At 42.1% G+C, this 21,385-nt stretch carries 25 protein-coding genes; 16 read left to right on the forward strand and 9 right to left on the reverse strand.

From position 1 onward, the window contains the following. Positions 1 to 1,101: an agmatine deiminase gene (gene aguA / locus ACYVD3_RS12375; RefSeq protein WP_460642825.1), complete on the forward strand. Its 1,101-nt coding sequence runs from the start codon at positions 1 to 3 to the stop codon at positions 1,099 to 1,101. A 78-nt stretch (positions 1,102 to 1,179) separates the two neighbouring features. Here aguA and ACYVD3_RS12380 read toward each other — a convergent pair whose 3' ends face one another. After that, on the reverse strand, positions 1,180 to 2,346 hold the full coding sequence (locus ACYVD3_RS12380) for a M23 family metallopeptidase (protein WP_460642826.1): 1,167 nt from the start codon (positions 2,344 to 2,346) through the stop codon (positions 1,180 to 1,182). 187 nt (positions 2,347 to 2,533) lie between these two features. On the opposite strand from ACYVD3_RS12380, the gene ACYVD3_RS12385 reads away from it, so the two are divergent. Both ACYVD3_RS12385 and ACYVD3_RS12390 read left to right on the forward strand, forming a co-directional pair. Continuing rightward, the gene (locus ACYVD3_RS12385) at positions 2,534 to 2,665 is read left to right on the forward strand and encodes a hypothetical protein (RefSeq protein WP_460642827.1); all 132 of its coding nucleotides are present in this window, start codon (positions 2,534 to 2,536) and stop codon (positions 2,663 to 2,665) included. Continuing rightward, positions 2,658 to 3,845 (forward strand): iron-containing alcohol dehydrogenase, encoded by a 1,188-nt coding sequence (locus ACYVD3_RS12390; protein ID WP_460642828.1) that lies wholly within the window; start codon positions 2,658 to 2,660, stop codon positions 3,843 to 3,845. Before ACYVD3_RS12385 ends, ACYVD3_RS12390 begins: the two co-directional genes overlap by 8 nt. Positions 3,846 to 4,189: 344 nt before the next feature. On the opposite strand, the gene ACYVD3_RS12395 is transcribed toward ACYVD3_RS12390, so the two are convergent. Beyond that, positions 4,190 to 4,486 (reverse strand): hypothetical protein, encoded by a 297-nt coding sequence (locus tag ACYVD3_RS12395; protein ID WP_460642829.1) that lies wholly within the window; start codon positions 4,484 to 4,486, stop codon positions 4,190 to 4,192. 844 nt (positions 4,487 to 5,330) lie between these two features. Between ACYVD3_RS12395 and ACYVD3_RS12400 the strand changes: the two genes are divergently transcribed. Then, entirely contained in the window at positions 5,331 to 5,810 is a 480-nt protein-coding gene (locus ACYVD3_RS12400) for a DUF7000 family protein (RefSeq protein ID WP_460642830.1), read from the forward strand. A gap of 175 nt (positions 5,811 to 5,985) precedes the next feature. On the opposite strand, the gene ACYVD3_RS12405 is transcribed toward ACYVD3_RS12400, so the two are convergent. The 4 genes from ACYVD3_RS12405 to ACYVD3_RS12420 all read right to left on the reverse strand — a co-directional run bounded on the left by ACYVD3_RS12405 (position 5,986) and on the right by ACYVD3_RS12420 (position 6,943). Continuing rightward, positions 5,986 to 6,162, reverse strand: a complete 177-nt coding sequence (locus ACYVD3_RS12405; RefSeq protein WP_460642831.1) for a hypothetical protein — start codon at positions 6,160 to 6,162, stop codon at positions 5,986 to 5,988. 39 nt (positions 6,163 to 6,201) lie between these two features. After that, entirely contained in the window at positions 6,202 to 6,423 is a 222-nt protein-coding gene (locus ACYVD3_RS12410; RefSeq protein WP_460642832.1) for a heavy-metal-associated domain-containing protein, read from the reverse strand. A gap of 24 nt (positions 6,424 to 6,447) precedes the next feature. Beyond that, on the reverse strand, positions 6,448 to 6,657 hold the full coding sequence (locus ACYVD3_RS12415) for a cold-shock protein (RefSeq protein WP_460642833.1): 210 nt from the start codon (positions 6,655 to 6,657) through the stop codon (positions 6,448 to 6,450). A gap of 133 nt (positions 6,658 to 6,790) precedes the next feature. Then, positions 6,791 to 6,943 (reverse strand): CPC_1213 family protein, encoded by a 153-nt coding sequence (locus tag ACYVD3_RS12420; RefSeq protein ID WP_460642834.1) that lies wholly within the window; start codon positions 6,941 to 6,943, stop codon positions 6,791 to 6,793. 557 nt (positions 6,944 to 7,500) lie between these two features. Here ACYVD3_RS12420 and ACYVD3_RS12425 point away from each other — a divergent pair. Together ACYVD3_RS12425 and ACYVD3_RS12430 are read left to right on the forward strand one after the other, a co-directional pair. Then, positions 7,501 to 8,055: a GNAT family N-acetyltransferase gene (locus ACYVD3_RS12425; protein ID WP_460642835.1), complete on the forward strand. Its 555-nt coding sequence runs from the start codon at positions 7,501 to 7,503 to the stop codon at positions 8,053 to 8,055. 1,087 nt (positions 8,056 to 9,142) lie between these two features. Further along, positions 9,143 to 9,640, forward strand: a complete 498-nt coding sequence (locus tag ACYVD3_RS12430; protein WP_460642836.1) for a hypothetical protein — start codon at positions 9,143 to 9,145, stop codon at positions 9,638 to 9,640. A gap of 2 nt (positions 9,641 to 9,642) precedes the next feature. On the opposite strand, the gene ACYVD3_RS12435 is transcribed toward ACYVD3_RS12430, so the two are convergent. Next, complete coding sequence (locus ACYVD3_RS12435) at positions 9,643 to 9,915, reverse strand: hypothetical protein (RefSeq protein WP_460642837.1); 273 nt, start codon at positions 9,913 to 9,915, stop codon at positions 9,643 to 9,645. 397 nt (positions 9,916 to 10,312) lie between these two features. Between ACYVD3_RS12435 and ACYVD3_RS12440 the strand changes: the two genes are divergently transcribed. The 6 genes from ACYVD3_RS12440 to ACYVD3_RS12465 all read left to right on the forward strand — a co-directional run bounded on the left by ACYVD3_RS12440 (position 10,313) and on the right by ACYVD3_RS12465 (position 16,306). Beyond that, entirely contained in the window at positions 10,313 to 11,290 is a 978-nt protein-coding gene (locus tag ACYVD3_RS12440; RefSeq protein WP_460642838.1) for an SIS domain-containing protein, read from the forward strand. 32 nt (positions 11,291 to 11,322) lie between these two features. Beyond that, complete coding sequence (locus tag ACYVD3_RS12445) at positions 11,323 to 12,684, forward strand: ABC transporter substrate-binding protein (RefSeq protein WP_460642839.1); 1,362 nt, start codon at positions 11,323 to 11,325, stop codon at positions 12,682 to 12,684. 60 nt (positions 12,685 to 12,744) lie between these two features. Beyond that, positions 12,745 to 13,638: a carbohydrate ABC transporter permease gene (locus tag ACYVD3_RS12450; RefSeq protein ID WP_460642840.1), complete on the forward strand. Its 894-nt coding sequence runs from the start codon at positions 12,745 to 12,747 to the stop codon at positions 13,636 to 13,638. Beyond that, positions 13,635 to 14,483 (forward strand): carbohydrate ABC transporter permease, encoded by an 849-nt coding sequence (locus ACYVD3_RS12455; RefSeq protein ID WP_460642841.1) that lies wholly within the window; start codon positions 13,635 to 13,637, stop codon positions 14,481 to 14,483. Before ACYVD3_RS12450 ends, ACYVD3_RS12455 begins: the two co-directional genes overlap by 4 nt. 5 nt (positions 14,484 to 14,488) lie before the next feature. Next, positions 14,489 to 15,307: a PfkB family carbohydrate kinase gene (locus tag ACYVD3_RS12460; RefSeq protein ID WP_460642842.1), complete on the forward strand. Its 819-nt coding sequence runs from the start codon at positions 14,489 to 14,491 to the stop codon at positions 15,305 to 15,307. A gap of 234 nt (positions 15,308 to 15,541) precedes the next feature. After that, positions 15,542 to 16,306 (forward strand): GntR family transcriptional regulator, encoded by a 765-nt coding sequence (locus ACYVD3_RS12465; protein WP_460642843.1) that lies wholly within the window; start codon positions 15,542 to 15,544, stop codon positions 16,304 to 16,306. A gap of 166 nt (positions 16,307 to 16,472) precedes the next feature. Here ACYVD3_RS12465 and ACYVD3_RS12470 read toward each other — a convergent pair whose 3' ends face one another. Both ACYVD3_RS12470 and ACYVD3_RS12475 read right to left on the reverse strand, forming a co-directional pair. Beyond that, positions 16,473 to 17,411, reverse strand: coding sequence for a UbiA family prenyltransferase (locus ACYVD3_RS12470; protein WP_460642844.1), 939 nt, complete (start codon positions 17,409 to 17,411; stop codon positions 16,473 to 16,475). Positions 17,412 to 17,831: 420 nt separating this feature from the next. After that, on the reverse strand, positions 17,832 to 18,530 hold the full coding sequence (locus ACYVD3_RS12475; RefSeq protein WP_460642845.1) for a hypothetical protein: 699 nt from the start codon (positions 18,528 to 18,530) through the stop codon (positions 17,832 to 17,834). A gap of 297 nt (positions 18,531 to 18,827) precedes the next feature. Here ACYVD3_RS12475 and ACYVD3_RS12480 point away from each other — a divergent pair, with 297 nt between their 5' ends. The 4 genes from ACYVD3_RS12480 to ACYVD3_RS12495 all read left to right on the forward strand — a co-directional run bounded on the left by ACYVD3_RS12480 (position 18,828) and on the right by ACYVD3_RS12495 (position 21,169). Continuing rightward, positions 18,828 to 19,352 carry a GNAT family N-acetyltransferase gene (locus tag ACYVD3_RS12480; RefSeq protein ID WP_460642846.1) on the forward strand — a complete coding sequence of 175 codons (525 nt, stop codon included), beginning with the start codon at positions 18,828 to 18,830 and terminating at the stop codon, positions 19,350 to 19,352. Between the two features lie 40 nt (positions 19,353 to 19,392). After that, entirely contained in the window at positions 19,393 to 19,848 is a 456-nt protein-coding gene (locus ACYVD3_RS12485) for a VOC family protein (protein ID WP_460642847.1), read from the forward strand. 207 nt (positions 19,849 to 20,055) lie between these two features. After that, a complete protein-coding gene (locus tag ACYVD3_RS12490) occupies positions 20,056 to 21,006 on the forward strand; it encodes an amidohydrolase family protein (RefSeq protein WP_460642848.1) in 951 nt (316 codons plus the stop codon). A 43-nt stretch (positions 21,007 to 21,049) separates the two neighbouring features. Further along, entirely contained in the window at positions 21,050 to 21,169 is a 120-nt protein-coding gene (locus ACYVD3_RS12495; RefSeq protein WP_460642986.1) for an HIT family protein, read from the forward strand. The last annotated feature ends 216 nt before the right edge of the window (positions 21,170 to 21,385 follow it).

Here is a 21,385-nt window from a genome sequence, read left to right on the forward strand (position 1 = left end):
ATGGCAAAGAGAATTGAGAATACAACTCCAAAGCAGGACGGATACCGTATGCCTGCAGAGTTTGAAGAGCAGGAACAGATTTGGATGTTATGGCCGGAAAGACCGGATAACTGGAGAAACGGCGCAAAGCCTGCACAGGTTATATTTACTGAGGTTGCTAAAGCCATCCTTCAGTTTGAGCCGGTTACCGTATGCGTTTCCCCGGCACAATACCAGAACTGCCGCGTGCATCTTCCGGCTGAAATAAGAGTGGTTGAAATGACCAGCAATGACGCCTGGATCCGTGACTGCGGACCTACCTTTGTCATCAATGATAAGGGCGGCATCAGAGGCTGCGACTGGACCTTTAATGCATGGGGCGGTCTGGTAGACGGACTTTACTTCCCATGGGATCAGGATGATCTTGTAGCTCATAAGGTATGTGAAATAGAAGAAATTGATTCCTACCGTACCGAAGGCTTTGTTCTGGAAGGCGGTTCCTTCCATGTAGATGGAGAAGGAACAATTATTACAACAGAAATGTGCCTGTTAAGTGAGGGAAGAAATCCTCATATGACAAAAGAAGAAATTGAAGAGATGCTGGATGAATACTTAAACTGCCAGAAGGTTATCTGGATCAAGGATGGTATTGATCCTAACGAAACCAACGGACATATTGACGATGTAATGCAGTATGTAAGACCTGGAGAGGTTGCCTGCATCTGGACGGAAGATGAAGAGAATCCTTTCTATAGAGAAGCACAGGAAGCTTATAAGACATTATCCGAAGCAGTAGATGCCAAGGGCCGTAAATTAAAGGTACATAAGCTTTGCCTGACCAGGAAACCGGTTCTGCTCCATGGCGCAGATGCCATTGATATGGTTGAGGGAACCCTTCCAAGAGAGGATGGCGAGGTTTCCATCGCTTCCTATATGAATTTCCTTGTAGTAAACGGGGGTGTGATCGTTCCCCAGTATGGCGATAAAAATGATGCATTAGCCTTACAGCAGATCCAGGAAATGTATCCGGACCGTAAAGTGGTTGGGGTACGCACCGAAGAGGTTGCATTTGGCGGCGGAAATATCCACTGCATTACCCAGCAGCAGCCAAAAGTAAAATAAATTCTTATCCCTAATCTCCTCAAATGTATTCACAGGGGCTGTTGCACTTGCCGCAACAGCCCTTGTTCTATGAAACTATTAATTTTCTTCCTTAGGAGGCTCCGGCGGAACGAAATTATCGGGGATCCCAGGATCCTTCATATCATATACCCGGTTATACTCCTTGGTCTCCTGGTTCTTAAGGGTTTCTGAACGGTTCATGGTAAGGAATTTAGTAAGCTCATAACAGCTTACCCAGATCTCGTTGTTGCCTTCCTTCTGAGACTCGTCAAAAATGAGCTGAAGTCCAAAGTGGAGATGAGGTTCATTGATATTATTGGTATTTTCGTTCCTGCTGTATCCGGTACGCCCCAGGTAACCGATCACATCTCCGGATGTGACTATGCTGCCCTGGCTTAAGGATTTATGATAAGGATAATTTTTTCTCAAATGGGCGTAATAATAATACCGCTTTCCATCAAAACTGCGGATCCCCAAACGCCATCCCCCATACTGGTTCCATCCGATGGCTTCTACATAGCCGCTTTCCACTGCAATCACAGGAGTTCCCACCTGTCCCATCATATCATGGCCCAGATGCTGCCGTCTGTAGCCGTAAGAGCGCGCAACCCCGAAATCGTCAAAGTCGTTATAGGGGAAGCCCTTGGCAATGGGGGAAAAACCTTTGAGCCCATACTTTTTTACCCATACCTTATCCGGGTCAATGCTGCCGTCACTTAAGAGGGCAGGAGTGGCGTAGAGAGGGGCATTTTGAGAGGGAATCTGAATATCATACTGGCCTACAAGGCCATCCAGCACAGCTCCATAGGCTTCTCTGTAATAGGAATAATGGCTCATTTTTGCAGTCAGTTCTTCCATGGTTTTACCGGAAAGAAGCTGCTCCGCCAGCCCATCCAAATCTTTGGTGGAATATCTGGAAAAATCCCCTCCATACTTGGCTCCAAGATAAGAGAGAAGATCCACCCAGTTTAAATGCGGTTCAGACTGGCAGGTGTTGACATCATACCGGAAGGCTTCCTGCATGGCCTTTGCGGTCACGTCAAAATCCACCCATTTAATATATTTTTTTGCTTCCGAGGGACTGGCGTTTCCATCCTGATTGGCTACCGGAAATGAGAGTCTTCCGCCTGGGGATATGAAAAATAGGGAGACCAGCAGAAATGTCAGAACGATGACTTCTATGTAAATGATGATGTGATGTCTGGATACATGGGAAAGTCTGATATCTTTTTTGAATAGGTTCATAAGCGTTCTCCTTGTCATTCCATGGCGTGATTTACTTAATAAAGGCAAGCCAGGCCCGGTCTGAATGCAGTAAATCAGCCGTTCGATGAGCCGCCAGGTGAGTCCGATTCCCTGATAGATGCATATGAAAAAGGAAAGCAGGTTTCTAAGGCTTTCCTATATAAGATATGCGAAAGGTGTTAAAAATATGAAGGAAAACAGAAGGAGTGAGTCTGTATTGGAAACAGGAGGCGTTCATGGTATAATTCTTATTAAGAATAAAAATGATGCGGAGCATGAAGATCATACCGCAGCGGAAAGCGAGGCCAGGAATGAATAATTTTGAATATTGTGTACCAACAAGGGTGATATTCGGCCGTGATACCCATAAAAGGGCAGGAGCCATCATCTCAGAATATGGATTCCGAAAGATCATGGTTCATTATGGGGGAGGCAGTGTAGTGAAAAGCGGTCTTCTTGGGCTGGTGGAAGAGTCCTTAAAGGAGCATGGGATAGAATACGTACTTTTCGGCGGAGTGCAGCCCAATCCGGTCCTGTCTCTGGCAAAGGAAGGTATGGAAATATGCAGAAGGGAACAAGTGGAGTTCATCCTGGCAGTGGGAGGGGGAAGCGTTATAGATTCGGCCAAATGCATTGCTGACGGAGCGCCCAATCCGGAAATTGACCCGTGGAAATTCTTTTTAAAGGAAGTGGTTCCGGGTAAGGCCCTTCCTCACGGCAACATTCTCACCCTGTCAGCTTCCGGGAGTGAGACAAGCTTATCCTGTGTTATCACCAATGAAGAAGGGGATTTAAAACGGGGATTCAACAGCGCTACCCACCGCCCTCTGTTTGCTGTCTGCAACCCGGAGCTGACGTTTACGGTCAGTAAATTCCAGACAGGATGCGGGACCGTTGATATTATGATGCACACCCTGGAACGGTATCTGGGAGGAACCACGAAAGATACGCCTTTGACGGACAGGATCGCAGAAGGGCTTTTAACCTCCGTTATGGAAGCAGGAGCAGTTGCGGATAAAAATCCTGAAGATTATGAGGCGCGTGCAACGCTGATGTGGGCGGGAAGCCTTTCCCATAATGAGCTGACAGGCCTTGGAAGAGAATTTATGATGCAGATTCACCAACTGGAGCATGAACTGTCCGGCATGTATCCTGCGATTGCCCACGGCGCCGGATTGTCTGCCCTGTTCTGCTCCTGGGCCAGGTATGTATGCGAAGCCGATCCTATGAGGTTTGCCCAGTTGGCTGTCCGGGTAATGAATGAGGAGATGAACTTTGAGGAACCTTTAAAAACGGCCCTTCATGGAATTAACAGAATGGAAGAGTTTTTCAGGAGTCTTGGAATGCCTGTCACCTTAAGAGAACTGAATGCTGGAATAAAGGAAACAGATTTAGAGGTGCTGGCGGAGAAATGTTCCTTTTACGGAGCCAGAACCTTACCAGGGATCCGGCCATTGGGGAAAGAGGAAATGATAGATGTATACCGGCTGGCTTATTAGAACTTCAGGAGTATCACTGTCCTGAACGGCCGTTATCAGGCTGAGATCCGGGCCTCGTCTATGGTTCCATGAAAACGCCTGCTCTGATCCTATCCAAACGGTATTAATCAAGCTTTTTCCGCTTCCTTAATACCGTTTGGATAATGGATGGGCAGGCAAGGTCCCGAATGAAAGAAAACCGGGACAGGATAGCACCTGATCTCCGATTTTAACTCCGGCTTCACAGCCCGTATCATTGTGATTTTTAAATACGGCCTTATATAACTTATAGAATCACCTCACCTTTCTGTTTGGCAGCAAGGCAAAGCGGAAATAACATTTTGATATTTTCTGTGAATTTTCTTTTAACCTTTATAGCATCCCATCTTACATATATTCGTTACCACCGCCCGTACCTTCTCCTTCTCCGGCTCCCTGCAAAAGGGTTTGAAAATGGATACCATGGTTATGGCATTCTGGGGAGGGCGGGTCATAATGAAGGAATTGCAGATAAAGCGGAAATTGATTCCCCTGGCTTCCTGAGTGGCTACCAAATAGGGCTTGTAGGTAGCGCCCCGTAATTCACAGGTGGCTTCATAGAAGATCGCCAGGTCCTTGCAGTTCACATCGCGGTAGGGGGTAAAATTGCCTGGGCAGCACATATAAGAAACTCCTTTGCCTTTTCTATTGTTATATCATATGCGGGTCCGGGGACGAGCGTGAGTCACTTTTGCCATTTCGTTTGCAATAAGGAAGGGATGAGGCTGAAGGGAAGATTGTAGAGGCAATCAGCCACACACTTCATAAAACATTGACAGAGAGGGGCGCTCAGGCTGTGAAAGTCAATGTTGGAAAATGAAGCTATGTTGTAATTCTCTGCAATGATGGGGGATTCCATACTTTAGATGCAGTGATAGCAGATGAATGTTTTGTTACAGGAAATGTCTGTGTTTTCAATGTTAGTGACAGGAAAAAAAGTGAAAGGATTTATGCAGGGGAAGTGCTTCATGTATAAATAAACTGGATAAATGCCAGTGTGAGCCAAGCTGGGATATTTTTAAAGGGCGATGGTACGGTATGGGCAAGTTCTTCGGAACCTGCTTTTCTGTTTTCAGGCATAAAAATGGAGCTGTTGCTCCGGTAGATTATCCAATCTACTTTCACAACAACTCCATTTTTTAAAAATTATTTGCAAAACTGAGAAATTAAATCTAATAAATCGCTTAAGTTACATGAGCTGAAATCAAAGAACATATACGTAACCTCCTCATTAATTTACTTTTTTTGGAACAAGTTCATTGTAACACTTATGTAACAGAAATGTAATATATAATAAATGGAATGAAAAGCAGTAATTGGTATATTAAATGAGTTGGTATCAGGGAGGGGCCGGTTAATGATTAGTATTTAGAGGATTAGTATACATTGAAAAATAATATTGATAGTTGGCAGATTCTATTGTATTATTAAATAAATAAAATCAGAATTTAAGAGAGGTATTATGATATGAACAATAATATTTCCTATTGTATTGAAATGTATAGAAAACAATTAGCTCAAGGTGACATACAGCGTGCATATACAGTGTTAACAAAATATGTTGCTGAGTTAAAGTCAAAATTTCCGAAGCAGTATTTAACAGGAAATATTTCATTTGGTTATTTAGATTACACATACTTTCCTTTTTTTAATGACTATTTGAGGAATCACAAACTGCGATTTGGAATTGTATTAAACCACGAAAAAATCCAGATTGAATTGTGGTTAATGGGACAAAACGCTCCTGTGCAAAAAGAATATTGGGAGATTTTAAAGGATACGAACTGGAATAAGAATATAAACGAAATGCCCCAATATTCTGTTTTAGAAGTTTGTTTAGAAGATAACATTGATTTTGAGAAGAAAGAGGAAATGACTCAAGTGATACTTGAACGAGCCATGTCTTTGAGCGAAGAGATTCAAATGTTTTTACAAAGCCGCGATTAAGAAAATTTCAATTTACAGAAGAAAGAAACCTAACTATGGTACACCACAAGAAGCTGATTGAAAAGGCCAAATGATCCCACTGTAAGATCTGCCAGGAATGCATAACAGGTGCTGGAAAGATGATGCAAAGAATAACAAGGGAGATTTAAACCTCCCTTGCGTCACCGGATGATGCCTAATTGGATGTAATTCTAGGTTTAGGGCCTTCACCCGGAGGAGTATAAAATGGATCAATATAATCGCTATTTGATGCGGTTTTCGAAGGATGATCTGTATGGGTAACATTTTTATTACTGACATTATTGTCTGTAGCACCGCCCTGTTTGTTGGAAGATATATCTTTGCTATTCAAGATTGATGCTCCTTTCGCTTTTTAGTAGTGTCGCTATTCTTAGAATTCGCTGGATTGGCTATTTATATTGCAACCAACATTTTCGATACAAGATTTAATTGAATTTTCGTCCGTTGATTGATTGTATCCTACTTCAACTGAACCTCTTGCTACATCAATATTGACCATAGAAATTCCATCAATTTTATCTAATGCATTTTTAAGCTGAGTTTTAATCTCCGAATTCTGTATGCCTGATATAGAATAATGAATTTTGTTCATAAAATAACTCCTTTACAGTTTAAGTTATATTTTTTGGACATTTAAAGCACATAAGCCTTTATCATCTTGTCTAACGTCAAAATTGACAGACTCTCCCTCGTGTAAATCTTTGTTATGAGTTTTTTCTTTAACTTGTGAATGATGTACGAAAACATCCTGACCTTCGTTGGTGGAGATAAAGCCGTAGCCTCTTTCGTTATCAAACCATTTAACTACACCGGTATAATTAGACATGTTGAGAACCTCCTTGCAAATCGTCTATAAACTAATTAAAGTCTCGTAGATAGTATTTCCTTATTTGTGGAAATAGTTTTATACTTGTCTGTTTTTTCGGCTGAACGTGAAATATTTCAATAATATTTAAAGTTTAAGATTCTTTCTCTTTCGAATTATCTGCCTCTAACCCAAATACGGCTCGAGCGCTTTCTGCTTGTGGATTATGATTAATATGTTTTGAATGAAAAGTCCCATCTTCTTTTTTATGATTACGTGTACTTTTTTTTGAATTATCTTTGCTCATAGTTTGCCTCCTTTTTTTATAAAACTCTTTTTTAGTATACCATTCATTAAAAAATTTCATTCTATGATTGGTTTCCAATTTAAACCAAAAAGTTGTATTGTGCATGGGTAGTTAGAGAACTAAACCAGATTTTATATAAGTATATACTGAATAAACCAGATATTAATTGGTTAGACAATAAAACAATCATTTCAAACCTGAATTTAATGGTGCAAGGAGGAGAGTGAACATTTTGACAAATATTGTGATACCGTGAAATGGGTACAGGAAAATGATCAGGTCCTAAAAGGAAAATGGTACAAAGGGGATTGTCTGGATTGCTATTACAATCCCTGCAGAATGATTGAAGTGGAGTCTAAAAAAATAATTGTAAATTTTGCAAAGACATGGTTGAGTATATTGGGTTTTTGACGAATACCGTGGAGCGTTTAATTACTGCCCGGTGTTCGGAAAAAACTAAATTTAACGTATTAATATACATTGGAAATTTAATATTGATAGTTGGTAATTAAAGAAGTATTATATTTGTATAGCTGATTATAAAAGGAGTAAAAGGTATGAACATATTAACCTCTCGTTTACAATTGCGTCCTTTTACAAAACAGGATTTAAACGATGTTTTTGAATATTGCAGCCAAGAAGGGATAGGGGAGATGGCAGGATGGCCTGTTCACGAATCAATATTGCAAACTAAGAGAATCCTTTCTGAATGGGTCCGACAAGAACAGAAACTGGCCATAGTCTGGCATGAGAGTGGAAAAGTAATTGGCCATATTTCCATTGATGAGGATTCAGAGGAAGGACGTGAGGATACAAGGGAATTTGGCTGTGCCTTAAATCGTGCTTATCAACGGCAAGGTATTATGTCGGAGGCAATAATTGCAGTCCTGGATTATCTATTTAACCATGGTATTTCATACGTTTGGGCATGTTGCTTTCAAGAGAACTTAGCTTCAAAGGGAATGATTGAGAAATGCGGATTCATATTCCAGCAGGAAGGAACTTATTATTCAAAAGAACTCAATAAAATATTTTGTTCCTTTGAGTACCGCCTTTCAAAAAAGGAGTGGAGGGAACAAAGTACAAGATTCCAAAATCAGATACAAATTTGAGAAAATTGAATACAGAAGAAATGCCAACTATCAGTATTATGCTGGTAGTTTTTTTATTCCCAGAAAGAGAGAGGAGATAAAAACGTGAAATCATTATTACATTATTCCGGAAGCAAGAAACGGATCGCCTCCTGGATATGATTGTGAACTTTATGAGCGATATTTGAAAGGCTGGAGTAAGCTCCAGATCCCGGCCAGGGCGCAGAATGACCATAGGAGGGTAGAAACATTGTGGATGAACTTTGAGCCGGTGGAGCCGACGAGGCTGGAGAATTAGGATTTAGTAGGCCATTGTGAGAACCAGAAAACATACGATTTGGCAGAATCATAAGGTAGTTGGCTACATGGAACTATCAAGAGAACAGGCACACCAGTTGAACGGTATTAGTGGCATAAGGTGTGTATTTTGGATTTGATGAAACGGCTAAGCGATTTAATACCGAGCTGGAATCTCAAACAAACTGAGATTTTTTTGCTGTAATAATATCCCGGCAATATGGTGTAATTGAGCAGCGGTATCAATGTATGAATGATCTTCATGTAGTGTTATCTGTAACCATACCGGCAATGTTGTAAAGTATACTCTAGTGCTAGTACTTTTAAAGAGTAAATGGGATAAATTGTTTTTCATAGAATCACCTCAAAATATAGTGTGATGAATGAGAAATAATAATACAGGAAGTAAATGGATATCGATGAAAGGTATGGAAATATTGAATTATGTCTTTCGTATCGTATAAAGAAAAGAAGAATGAGATTGTGAGTAACAGATGGAAAGAGTTACAAGGAAAAGAAGTAAGAGATAAGGTAACTGGATTTGCAGGTGTTTGTACGGGGCAGACAAGGTGGTTGTATGGCTGTGATTAATACTATGTAACGCCTCAGGTTGATAAGGATGGTAAATGTGGAGATTCCCAGTGGTTTGACAATGGGCGAATTGAAATTATTGGTGCTGGTATCGATCCTGAAGAAGTCAAAGTGGAAAAGAATGGTGGCTGCAATGACCATCCATCTAACAGTAGAAGATAGGAGAATACATAATTGAAGAAGAAAATTAGGATTTAGGATAATCGGGAAGGAGTGCACAATGGAAAGATTGACTATGGAAAGTGACAAAGGAGGCCTGGTTTTTACCTTTTATCTGGATATTACATGGGAAAAAGGTGAAATTGAGAAGATAGCAAAGTTGGGACAAAAGTTAAAGGATTATGAAGATATTGGACTAGAACCGGAAGAAATACAGTTTTTAATGGGAGATGTCGCGGTTACGAGAGCAGAAATGGCCATGAAAGAACAGCAGTGGATTCCGGTGTCAGAACGGTTCCCGGAAAAGGCAGAATCTGAGGCTGCCATGACAGACGGCGAATACTTCCGTAGAATAGAAATTGCTGTGCAGACAGATATAATCGAATACCATATCGGATATTTTGATGGGCATAAATGGTTTGATAAGCGGCATCGAGGTTTTGAAGGTGTAGTAGTGGCATGGAAAGTTCACCAGCCATACCGACCAGAGCAATTATGTGAAGCTGGATCGGAGGCAGGCCAGGAATCGGGGGAATCGGCACTGCAGTCTGCTGCGTAAAATTATTTTGCGGAGACAGACATGAAAAAAGCGATGAGCACAAATATACCACCAGATGCAATCAGTAAGGAAATACCACCTGTGATCAAAAGGGCAATTCGAAGTTTGCGATGTTTTTTTGCGTCATCTTTCTTTTTCAGAGAGGTAAAGCCTTGAATTAGTAGAATTATTCCTAAAACAAGACAAAAGGAAGAAAATCCCAATATGGTTGCTAACACAGCTAGAATAGCTATTGCAAATAATAACATTAATACCACAACACTACAACCGGCCATATGTACCCCCTAAGTTTCTTTTGAAATATTGTACCACAAATGGAATTTTAATGAAACTAATATTAACCAGGCATCTGCCCCGGTCAGTGAATTAAGATATGAGGTGGATATGGCATACACGGAGCAGGAACAAATTGAATCTCATTTTTGTTGAAAACGACATTAGACCGAAGGAGGGGTTTCTGTCCTGTGAAACAGGGGCCCATATCTTCGCAGAAGGACCTCCCTCCCCAATACAGACCTTATTCCTCTAAATAAATGGATGCAGATACCAAGTATTTTCCCAAATTGTGAAGATATGAAAAAACCATTGACACCAAAGACGTTATATATTATAATGTGAAAAAATAATATAACGTTATATAATAGTATAACAATATCAAAGGGAGGAATTACGATGAAACAAGAGCACATCCAGCAGATTGGCGCCGCAGTGGCGGCAGTGGTTGCGAAGAAACGTATCAATCATTTCTATTTTGCAGCCTGCGGCGGTTCCCAGGCATTTATGATGCCTGCCCAGTATCTTTTTGACAGAGAGATAGAAACGCCAGCCAGCATATACAGCTCCAATGAATTTGTACATAGAGAGCCAAAGGCCCTGGGGCCGGATTCTGTTGTAATCACCTGTTCCCATTCCGGTAATACTCCGGAGACGGTAAAGGCAACAGAGTTTGCAAGAGAAAAGGGCGCAACCACCATTGCCCTGTCCAACGTTGTGGATTCCCCGTTGTGGAAGGCGGCAGAATATCCCATTCATTATGACTGGGGAAAAGGAACGGATGCCAGCGATTTAAATAAAGGTGTTCTGTACTATCTCATCTTCAGCATTTTAAATGCAGTCAGCCCAGGGGAAAAATACCGGAAAGGAATGGAAGCGGTTGCCGGCTTAAATGATGTGATAGAGAAGGCAAAAGCACAGTATGCCGACACTGTAAAAGAGTGGGGAAAACAGTATAAGAGAGAAGAACTGATCTACACCGTGGGCAGCGGAGCCAATTATGGAGAGGCATATTCTTTTGCCATCTGTTTGCTGATGGAAATGCAGTGGATTCATTCCAATGCCATCCATTCCGGTGAATATTTCCATGGTCCCTTTGAGGTGACGGATTTTGATGTTCCTTTTATTATTATTAACGGTATCGGAGCCACAAGGCCCATGGATGAGAGAGCCTATGATTTCTGCCGGAAGTATTCAGAGAAAATCATGTTGGTCGATTCGGCGGAATTTGATATGGCGGGAATTGATGAAGAAGTCAGGGAATATTTCGCACCCCTGCTGGCGGGAGCTGTGCTGCGTTCCCTTGCAGACGAATTTGCATACCAGAGAGGACATGATTTAAGCGTCCGCCGTTATATGTGGAGAATGGAATATTAGACCTTAAGGCTATTTTAAAAGGAGGAAGCGGAATGAAAAAAAGTGCCAGGAAAGTGATTACATTGTTATTAGCAGCGTCTGTGGGATTGTCATTGACTGCCTGCGGAGGTGGAAGCAACAGCACAGATGCCAAATCCGGCTCAGAGAGCAAGGAAGGCGCAGCTCAGGCGGGGACGGAAAAAGACGGCGGAGCAAATGGAGAAAAGGTTGTGATCAATTTCTTCCACCGCTGGCCCAACGATCCGAAAAACTCCATGTTCCAGGAGCTGATAAAGGAATACATGGCTGAAAATCCCAATGTGACGATTCAGATGGATTGCATATTAAACGACCAGTATAAGGAAAAAATCCGTATGGTGGTCGCCACCGATGAAGTTCCTGATATATTTTCCTCCTGGTCAGGGACCTTTGCAAAAGAAATGATCAATTCCGGCAATGTAATGGGGTTAAATGACATTTATGGGCAGGATCAGGAATGGTCCTCTCAGCTTGCCAAGGCCAGTGTGGATGGCTTCACCTTTGACGGCACGATCTATGGAATTCCCTGGTCTCAGGATGGAAAGGTGTTCTACTACAACAAGAAGATTTTTTCAGACAATCATCTGGAGGTACCAAAGACCTGGAATGAGTTTATTTCCGTACTGGACGCCTTAAAGGCTGGGGGATATGACACGCCCATCGTAGAAGGGTTATCAGATAATTGGACAGTTCTTCATTACCTTGGCACAATGAATCAGAGAATGGTGGATCCGGAAGTTCTTGCAAAGGATTATGCTCCGGCCACCGGAGAATTTACGGATCCGGCTTATGTGGAGGTTTTAAAGAAATGGCAGCAGCTCACCTCTTACATGGGAGAAACCTGTGTGGCCATCGATCATGAAACAGCCAGAAATACATACTTTGCCGCAGGAAAAGCGCCGGTCATGTATCTGCAGTTTGCCGAGATCCCAATGCTTGAAAAGGCGTTGCCGGAAGGCTTTGAATATGGATTCTTTAATTTCCCTGCTTTTGAAGAAGGAAAGGGAGATTCCAAGGGATTGACCGGAGCACCGGAAGGCTTTATGATCAGCAATAAGGCCAAGAATCCTGAGGAATGCATAAAGTTTTTAAAATGGCTTGTAAGCAAAAAAGGCGGAGAAGCCCTGACCACAAAATGCGGTGATATTTCCAGCGTGGCAGGTGCTGTGGATGAAACAAATGCATTACCGGTCCAGTTAGAAGCCATGGATATGATTAAATCCGCATCAGCCCTGGTGCCGTGGTTTGACAATGCCTGCGATGCTTCCGTCTACACGGTATATGGCCAGGGGGCGCAGGCCATTGCTATCGGCGATGAAACACCGGAGAGCGTGATGGAGCAGGTAAAGGAGGCCGCCGCCGCTTTGCATAAATAAAGACTGGAGATAAGGGGCCGGGTCCGGCCTCTTATCTAAAATGGATGGGATGGTGTTATTTTGAAAAGAGAGAGAAAAAGAAATTTGCAGGCATTTGCTTTCGTGTTTCCAGGGATATTGATTCTTGGAATCTTTGTGTATTATCCACTGTTCAAGAACATCGTTTACAGCTTCCAGTCTTTTACGCTGTCGGATATTACAAAAGAATGGGTGGGGCTTTCCAATTACAGGCAGTTGTTTCATGATAAGATCATTTTAGTAAGCCTTAAAAACAATTTTCTTTATGCGGTCATATCCATTTTGATTCAGGTAGGCTTTGGTCTTATACTTGCGACCGTGCTGGAAGACGTGGCATTTCGCAAGGTGGCACCTGCTTTGCGCAGCATCTATTTTATTCCCACGGTGATCTCCATGACAGTGGTATGTCTGCTTTTTGATTTTATTTATAACCCACAGATGGGGCTGCTCAACAGTTTTCTGAACCTGATGGGACTGGATCAATTGGCACACATATGGCTGGGAAGTAAAAAGACGGCAATGTATGCGGTGATTGCTGTGTCCCAATGGCAAAGCACCGGATATGTTGCCATGCTGTTTATTGTAGCCATCCAGAAGGTGCCCGTGGAATTATATGAATCGGCTGAGGTAGACGGAGCAGGAAAATTCAAACGCTTCTTGTATATAACGGTTCCCCAGGTCCGGCAGATGTTATTTGTAACCATGATCCTTACAGTGGTAGGGGCTTTTACTGTATTTAATGAACCGTACATACTGACTGGGGGAGGCCCGGGTACGGCTACCATGGTATTGTCCCTTCATATGTATCAGACCGGATTTGTTAAAAATAACATGGGATATGCGTCTACCATTGCCATGTTGATTTTTGTGATTACCGCAGTGCTGTCTTCCGTGCAGTTCTTCACCTATGGGACAGATAAGGAGGACCGGGCATGAAAAAACAAGGAGTAAGAAAGAGAAGGGCATACGGCCCCTGGGAAATGGTGTGGCTTGTAGTTTTGTTCCTGTTGGCAGCACTGATCTTATATCCGCTGTTCTGGATATTCATGTCTTCTTTTAAGAACTACAACGGGATCTATGGGAATGTATGGGGATTTCCTGATATCTGGCATATAGAAAACTATACAACGGCATGGCATAAGGGGATTTCCCAGTATTTTATTAACAGTGCGGCAGTCACCGTATGTACCCTGGCCGGCGTTGTCTTTTTATCTACCTTTTCAGCTTTTGGCATCTGCCAGATGAAAGGAAAAACAGGGAGTTTTGTGTTTCTCTTTTGCATGTGCGGCCTTTTGCTGTCGCCTCAGGTATGTTTGCTTCCTCTTTTTATGCTGTTAAAGTCACTGAAGCTTAAAAACACCCTGTTAGCCATGATCCTTCCCTATATTGCTTTTCGCCTTCCAATATCCATTATGCTGGTCCGTTCCTTTTTTATCGGCATATCAAGGGAAATGGAGGAGGCTGCCACCATTGACGGAGCAACGCTTATGCAGATTTACAGGAATATCTATCTACCCCTTTCTAAGCCCATTATCTCAACGGTGGTCATTATGACGGCATACTATGCATGGAATGAATTTGTCTTTGCCACAATTTTTGTTGACAGCTCAAAGCTGCGGACAATTCCTGTGGGACTTATGACCTTCCGCGATGGGCTAATGACAGAGTGGGGAGTGGTGCTTGCAGGTATGGTCATTTCCTGCCTGCCTATTATTGTATTATTTTTATCAATGCAGAAGAGTTTTGTAAGAGGAATGACCGCAGGCGCGGTGAAAGGATGATAAGGATGAAGATCATTGCAATCGGCGATAATGTAACAGACTGCTACGTAGACGAAGGGGTTTATTACCCAGGAGGAAATGCTGTTAACGTAGCAGTAAACTGCAAGAAAAACGGTGGGGAAAAAGTGCATTACCTTGGGATTTTCGGAGATGATGAGCGGGCGGACTACATTAAGAAATGTTTGTCTGAGGAAGGGGTTTCCTATGAACGTTCCAGAAAGGTATGCGCCCACACTGCCCAGCCCAGGGTTTATTTAAAGGAAGGGGACCGGGTACTTGCACCTGGGCCGAGAGATAGCTGCCAGCACCTTTTTTCCATTAAAATTGTAAAGGAAGATTTGGAGATCATCAGGGGATATGATATTTGCCATACCAGTTGTTATTCCAATCTGGAGTATGAGCTTCCACAGCTTTATCAGATATGCAGGATATCCTTTGATTTTTCAGACCGACACGAGAAAGAATATCTGGAAAGAACATGCCCGTATCTTACGTTTGCATTTTTTTCCGGCTCGGATATGGGAGAGGATGAATGCAAGGCTTTGCTAAAACAGGTTCATGAGCTGGGAGTGAAAACCGCCGGCGTGACCAGAGGAGCCAAGGGCGCCATCTTTTATGATGGGAAGGAATTTTACCGACAGGGCATTAAGAAAATAGACGTCATTGACACCATGGGGGCCGGTGACAGCTTTATTGCGGGATTTCTGACCGCTTATGGTGATGGAAAAACAATGGAGGAATCCCTTGATTATGCTGCTCAACGTTCGTCTGTTACATGTACGGTCCACGGCGGTTTTGGACATCCCCATCCTGATACGGAATAAAAGTGCCTGAATTGCCAGTTGTTTTTTATATGACTGGAAGGGCAAAGCTTCACTTAACCTTATCCGGCTTAAAAGGGTTGCTTTCAGGATTTTTGTATTATATAATGATATAACATATGAAGACGGGTTAAGATGAGGGAAATCCCGTAGGCCGTAAAGGAATCTTCTCGCCTGCAATCCCATTTTCACAATTATTTTGACATTATGGAAAATTTAAATTTAGGAGAAACTTTTATGCTGGATCAGAATGCATTGGTTCCGCTTTACGAACAACTGAAAGAAGCAATCAAAGAGGATATCAAGGCAAAGATATACTGTCCTGGTGACCGTATGCCCAGTGAGATGGAGCTTGAAGAAAAGTACCAGGTTAGCCGGATCACTGTCAGAAGAGCGGTGAAAGAGCTGTGCGAAGAGGACATTCTTGTTCGTAAACAGGGAAAAGGAACGTTTGTATTGAGTACGGGATTAAAGAGCCGGATTGACCGCCTGGGCGGTTTCCATGATTCTATGGAAAGCCAGGGCAGGAAGGTCAGGACAGAGGTTTTGGAAAAATCAATCATTCATGTAAAAGCTTCCTATGCGGAGGATCTTCAGATCGGGGCTGATGACGATGTGGTATATCTTAAGCGTATTATGTATGCCGATGATATTCCTATGATGGTGGATATGTGCTACCTCCCGTTGAAGCGTTTCCCTGGGATCGTTGACCGGATGACAGGGGATTTTTCTGTGTTCCGGATTCTGGAGAATGACTACCACGTCAATTTGAAACGATATTATAAAGTGTTAAAGGTTCGGAGAGCGACAAAGGAAATTTCCAGGTATTTACAGTGCCATATGGGGGAACCGCTATTTGATCTTTTTAAGATCACCTATAATGCAGAAGGGGTTCCGCAGCATATTGCAATCAGTGTATTAAAGAGTGAGAATACATCCTATGTAATATCCAGTGATGAGGATGACCGGATGACCCATGTGGGCATAAGCTGGAAGATATAGAATGAAACGAAAAAATCCCTGCAGAATGTGGTCTGTCAGGGATTTTTTGCTGCAGGATTTTGGAAAGGCCGGGAGAGGCATTTAATGGGAGCAGAAGCCTGTTCAACGGAGGACCGGGAGAAAATAAGGGCCAGGCCGCTTTCCGGCAATTACCAGGGGACTCCTGTTAAAGGATCAAACCGCTTAAAAAAATCATCAGAGTTTGCGCTCCCACAATGGTGATATAATTCTGAACAGAAAGGGCAAAGGTCTTTTCCTTGATCTGCTCCTTTTTAAAGCGGCGGATGTTTTTATGCACTGGAATTACGGTAAACAGCGCCAGCAGACAGACCGGAGACAGAAGCTTTAAGGCCACAGCCACTAACCATGTCAAATAGGTAACATAGTATAGCCCCGCAAATACACACAGCGCATTTTTGCCTAAAAAATAAGACAGAGTGTACCGGCCTACAGCAACATCCTTTTCCAGATCACAGATATTGTTGGCCAGCATAATGTTGGCAGTGGCGCAGATGGGGCCGGCTGAAAGCAGAAGCAGGGAAAAGGCAGGCCAAAGGTTTAAGTCCAGCCGGACCGCATGCCAATCCGCCGTCAAGGTCAGGAACGTTCCAGCCGGCATATTCATGTAAAGCATCAGAAAAGGAATGAACAGACCATAAAACAGCCCTGAAAAAATCTCTCCCAAGGGTAAACGGGAAATGGGGATGGGTCCCCAGGTGTAGAACACGCCGCAGAGAAAACACAGTCCACCAAGCAAAAGAACCACCAGATCTGTACGGTATGCCAGCGTAAGGCCTAAAGCAGTGCTTACGCCAAACAGCAGATAAATAATGAGCTTTGCCATACTCCGGGGAAAGGCCAGCTTCTGGCCGTTGGTTTTGGTATCAATGTAATTGTTGATCCCAGTTGTGGTCAGGTCAAACAGGAACATGGAGCCGAAAAACAGTAGGGTACGTTCCCAATTCACCGGCTGCCTGCGGTAAAACAGATAAGCCAGGAACATGAGAAACGGAAGCAGGCTTGTAATTTTGGTGCGTATCTCAACAAAATCAAGAAATTTTTTAATATTGGAATGTTGATCCACTTCAACAGGTTTTATTTGCATAACGATCCTCTTTCCTATATTGATTCAAACAGTCATGATGGAGAGTATTCTTTCCTCACCAGTCAATTCCCGGAGCAGTTATTTGTAAAAAATCAAAAAATGATCCTACCCAATACAAAAGATATTATGCCTGGATAGGAGGGACATTGATTCGATCACAAAAACGTTTGTACTCGATAATATTATAACAATGCTGAAAGGAATAGTCAAATTAATAAGCATGATGGCTGAATATACCGTATTGGGATCATGAGGACATGAAAATTAATTGAGAATGTGAAGGAAGGAAAGGCGATTTTTTAAAGGGCGCAGGCACAGAAGAGAAAATGATGTTTGGGAAACCTGGAGGATTGATCAGGCAATGAGATTTAAGCAAAAGAAAACCCGCCACAATGGGCGGGCAATTTTAGTAATTGTTAATTACCGCAGTTCTTTTAATGTACTTAAAATTCCCTGAACCTTTTGCTGAGTATCAGGTCCATACGTGGTAGTAATAGAAAGCATGTTATGTCCTCGGATGCAAATGTAGGAATCTATGCTTACAATGCCATTATAGAGAAACCGGGTTCTGGTAACGGTGAATTCACCCAGTTGGGTGTTTGTGCTGTCAATGTAAGATATTTGGGCTTCCGATACAAATCCACTAATAATGGCTGATTTATAAATATCCGCCCATATTTCAGTATCTAGTTCTGCAGGGATTAAATGGTTGGTAAATTGGATTAACAGGTTTTCGGAGGATATATCAAAAGATTCCGGGTCTCCATCAAAAGCGGTGGTAGTTACATCCAATGGAATTTGAAGAGAATATCCCAATTCTGTATTGGTGTAAGTATGGTAAGTTACGTTGTTGGAAGCATCTGGAGATATCCACTTCCCGGAAGCATCGAAGGTATAATCGATACCATCAATATTCTGCGAGGTATTTGCGAGCATCACGCCATTTGCATCGAAATAGTACCAGCTTCCCTGGTCTTCGATCCACTGGCTGGTTACCAGTGCTCCGTTCTGGTCGTATTTCCACTGCCCATTTTCCTGTTGTACCCAGCCGGCAAAGGACTGAATGGAGAATAGGAAAGAAATGCAGGCTGTTATTAAAAGAATATTTACTTTTTTCATATTGCTCCCCCTATAGTAGTTCTTTTATAATCATTATATATTGGAGGAGGGGAGATTGCAATAAAAAGTGAACGGGGTTGGCTATAAAGCGGGTGATGCCTGTCCTTAAATAAGGTTTTCCCATGACAATGGAGATTGCTTTCATATAAAAATAGTTAGCAGTATAATTATTTTTAATATAATTGATTGGTAAAACTGAAAATTAATATTGATAGTGGGAACAAAGGGTAGTATCCTATCCATAAGTAATTTGATTATCCGGCACATATAGAAATGAGAATTCAGGAGGCGCTGTCTATGAACAAAATTAAGCTTATAAAACCAACAATGGAGTATGCAGATGATATTATGAGGTATCGTCAGGAACTTCTTGATTTTGGCGACAGCCTGGATGGCTGCGGCATTTTAGGACAGTGCATATCGGCAGAAGAATGGATCAAAGTCATTGAAATGATGAAAAGCGAAGAGACCTGTCCGGCAGACAAGGTCAGTTCCGATACATATCTTGCCATTCGTTTGGCTGACAATAAAATTGTGGGAATCATTGATTTCAGGCATCATATCAACCATCCTGTTTTAGGTGTCTGGGGCGGGCATATGGGATATTCTGTCCGGCCATCGGAAAGAAGGAAGGGTTATGCAACAGAAATGCTTAAGCAAAACCTGCAAAATTGTAAAAGCTATGGATTGGAAAAAGTGATGGTGACTTGTAATTACGATAATATAGGAAGCGAAAAAACAATTATTGCAAATGGAGGAAAATTTGAAAAGGAAGTATATGTGGACGGGGAAAGAATAAAACGGTATTGGATACATTTGTGATCCGTTTTTAAAAAAAAGTTCTACCCGAGGAGGTTTAACCATGCATTTTGGGACTGTTTATTTAATCGTTAATAATTTTCAAAAGTCAATTGAATTTTATGGGAAGCTGCTTCAAATGTCTGTTACCAAACAGAATATGGAGCGTTTTGCAATGTTTTATTTTGAAGGAAGCTGTATTTCCCTGATGAATGGCCATTTTGATACGGACAATCCTGACAAGGTAGTTCATAAAGGTGAATATTCAAATTTTTTTGACAACTTGAGAGAGATGGCCCTTGCACCGAATACTCACAAATTTGTGCTGAATTTTTGGTCTGAGGATTTACAAAAGGAGCGTGAACGAATACAGAGTTTAAATATCACGGATCATCTTACTAAAATAAAGTATGTCCGTAATGTTATGCCGTATTACTATTTCCATCTTACTGATCCGGATGGAAATATCATTGAAGTTAACGGAAGTTATATCCCTAAAGAGGGTGAATTTGATAAATAAGAAGTAATAAAGTGGAATTTACGCTTATAATCGTGAGCTTAGAATTTATTGAGCCCAGGAGCCATTAATATGAAGTTGGTGGGGGATATTTGGCAATCCATATTAGAAGGCCGGCATTTTACATATTGCCGGTAGCTGAAATATCGATATAGAAAGATTAATAAAATATTTCATGAAACAGATCATTTGTTTTTCGGAGGTATAGTAATGAAAGATTCCAGCAGCTTTATATGGGCATTAAGAAATCACGATCTGGCTGCCATCCGCAAAATTCCCAAGTCTGATTTGCACAATCATTTTGTCCTGGGTGGCAGCCGGGGCTATATTAAGAGAAAGACAGGCTGCGACATTAGGCCGATGCAGACTGTTCTTCACTCCATGGCGGATATGCATAAGTGGAGCAATGAGAACATAGGCAGCCGGTTTCACAGCAAGGATATGCGCAAGCTCCTCATTGAAGCAGCCTTTGTTCAGGCAAAAGATGACGGAGTGTCGGTTTTGGAAATAGGGGAAGACGTATGGGGATTGGGGGAATTCTTTTCCAATGATGTAGACGAGCTGATAAGAGCTTTTTTAGATGCGAATAAAACAATTGCGCCTGATATAGAGCTGCGCCTTCAAATCGGTTTGTCAAGGCATTGCGGGATTGATTATTTGATGGGATGTCTGGAGCACTTTTGGGGCAGGAAAGAGTTTTATTCCATAGATTTATATGGGGATGAGCTGGCCCAGCCCATTGAGAATTTTGTGCCTATATATAAAAAAGCAAAAGAAAACGGGCTGAGATTAAAGGCACATATAGGGGAATGGGGTACTGCAGAGGATGTAAAAAAAGGGATTGAATTGCTTTCCCTTAATGAAGTCCAGCACGGAATTGCAGCGGCAGAGTCTGATGAGGTGATGGATTATCTCATAGAAAACAAAATTACCTTAAACATAACGCCTACAAGCAATTTCTTGTTGGGCAGGGTTTCCCACATGAAGAAACATCCCATCGGAACATTGTTCCGGGCCGGTGTGAATGTTACCATTAATTCTGATGATGTTCTGATGTTTGGAAGCGATGTGTCTAAAGAATACTTGACGCTGTATGACCATGGAGTATTAACTGCCGGGGAATTGGATCAGATAAGAGTAAATGGCTTGGGGAACGTATGATCAGGATCTGAGTCCGGAAAATAAAAGAGGTGCTGTTTTGTTTGTGTTTTGTAAAATAGTCAATAAGGAACTGGATTCCGGCGTGGTGTATGAGGATGACCGGGTAATGGCTTTTGGGGATATAGAAGCAATAAATGGAGGACATATATTGCTGATGTTTTAAAATCATTACCTGGATGAAGATGAGATACCAGAGGAGCTGATGGCTCATTTTTGGGAAATAGCCCGGAGCCTGGTAAAGGTCATGTAGAAGACCTATCAGCCTCCGGGCTATACTGTAATGCAAAACGGGGGAGATTTTAATGAGACGGGCTATTACCATGTTCATATATTCCCAAGATACCATGATGACAGGTTTTGCTGGTCCTATGAGGAAAGA

The organism is Lacrimispora brassicae, from assembly GCF_054772055.1.

Coding starts and splice junctions, on each gene's coding strand:
- ACYVD3_RS12395 (WP_460642829.1), bottom strand. CDS start 4,486: ATGTGCTGCCCAGGCAATTTTACCCCCTACCGCGATGTGAACTGCAAG.
- ACYVD3_RS12380 (WP_460642826.1), bottom strand. CDS start 2,346: ATGAACCTATTCAAAAAAGATATCAGACTTTCCCATGTATCCAGACAT.
- ACYVD3_RS12415 (WP_460642833.1), bottom strand. CDS start 6,657: ATGTCTAATTATACCGGTGTAGTTAAATGGTTTGATAACGAAAGAGGC.
- aguA (WP_460642825.1), top strand. CDS start 1: ATGGCAAAGAGAATTGAGAATACAACTCCAAAGCAGGACGGATACCGT.
- ACYVD3_RS12420 (WP_460642834.1), bottom strand. CDS start 6,943: ATGAGCAAAGATAATTCAAAAAAAAGTACACGTAATCATAAAAAAGAA.
- ACYVD3_RS12435 (WP_460642837.1), bottom strand. CDS start 9,915: ATGGCCGGTTGTAGTGTTGTGGTATTAATGTTATTATTTGCAATAGCT.
- ACYVD3_RS12400 (WP_460642830.1), top strand. CDS start 5,331: ATGAACAATAATATTTCCTATTGTATTGAAATGTATAGAAAACAATTA.
- ACYVD3_RS12460 (WP_460642842.1), top strand. CDS start 14,489: ATGAAGATCATTGCAATCGGCGATAATGTAACAGACTGCTACGTAGAC.
- ACYVD3_RS12465 (WP_460642843.1), top strand. CDS start 15,542: ATGCTGGATCAGAATGCATTGGTTCCGCTTTACGAACAACTGAAAGAA.
- ACYVD3_RS12470 (WP_460642844.1), bottom strand. CDS start 17,411: ATGCAAATAAAACCTGTTGAAGTGGATCAACATTCCAATATTAAAAAA.
- ACYVD3_RS12480 (WP_460642846.1), top strand. CDS start 18,828: ATGAACAAAATTAAGCTTATAAAACCAACAATGGAGTATGCAGATGAT.
- ACYVD3_RS12490 (WP_460642848.1), top strand. CDS start 20,056: ATGAAAGATTCCAGCAGCTTTATATGGGCATTAAGAAATCACGATCTG.
- ACYVD3_RS12445 (WP_460642839.1), top strand. CDS start 11,323: ATGAAAAAAAGTGCCAGGAAAGTGATTACATTGTTATTAGCAGCGTCT.
- ACYVD3_RS12390 (WP_460642828.1), top strand. CDS start 2,658: ATGAATAATTTTGAATATTGTGTACCAACAAGGGTGATATTCGGCCGT.
- ACYVD3_RS12425 (WP_460642835.1), top strand. CDS start 7,501: ATGAACATATTAACCTCTCGTTTACAATTGCGTCCTTTTACAAAACAG.
- ACYVD3_RS12475 (WP_460642845.1), bottom strand. CDS start 18,530: ATGAAAAAAGTAAATATTCTTTTAATAACAGCCTGCATTTCTTTCCTA.
- ACYVD3_RS12440 (WP_460642838.1), top strand. CDS start 10,313: ATGAAACAAGAGCACATCCAGCAGATTGGCGCCGCAGTGGCGGCAGTG.
- ACYVD3_RS12430 (WP_460642836.1), top strand. CDS start 9,143: ATGGAAAGATTGACTATGGAAAGTGACAAAGGAGGCCTGGTTTTTACC.
- ACYVD3_RS12455 (WP_460642841.1), top strand. CDS start 13,635: ATGAAAAAACAAGGAGTAAGAAAGAGAAGGGCATACGGCCCCTGGGAA.
- ACYVD3_RS12410 (WP_460642832.1), bottom strand. CDS start 6,423: ATGAACAAAATTCATTATTCTATATCAGGCATACAGAATTCGGAGATT.
- ACYVD3_RS12485 (WP_460642847.1), top strand. CDS start 19,393: ATGCATTTTGGGACTGTTTATTTAATCGTTAATAATTTTCAAAAGTCA.
- ACYVD3_RS12385 (WP_460642827.1), top strand. CDS start 2,534: ATGAAGGAAAACAGAAGGAGTGAGTCTGTATTGGAAACAGGAGGCGTT.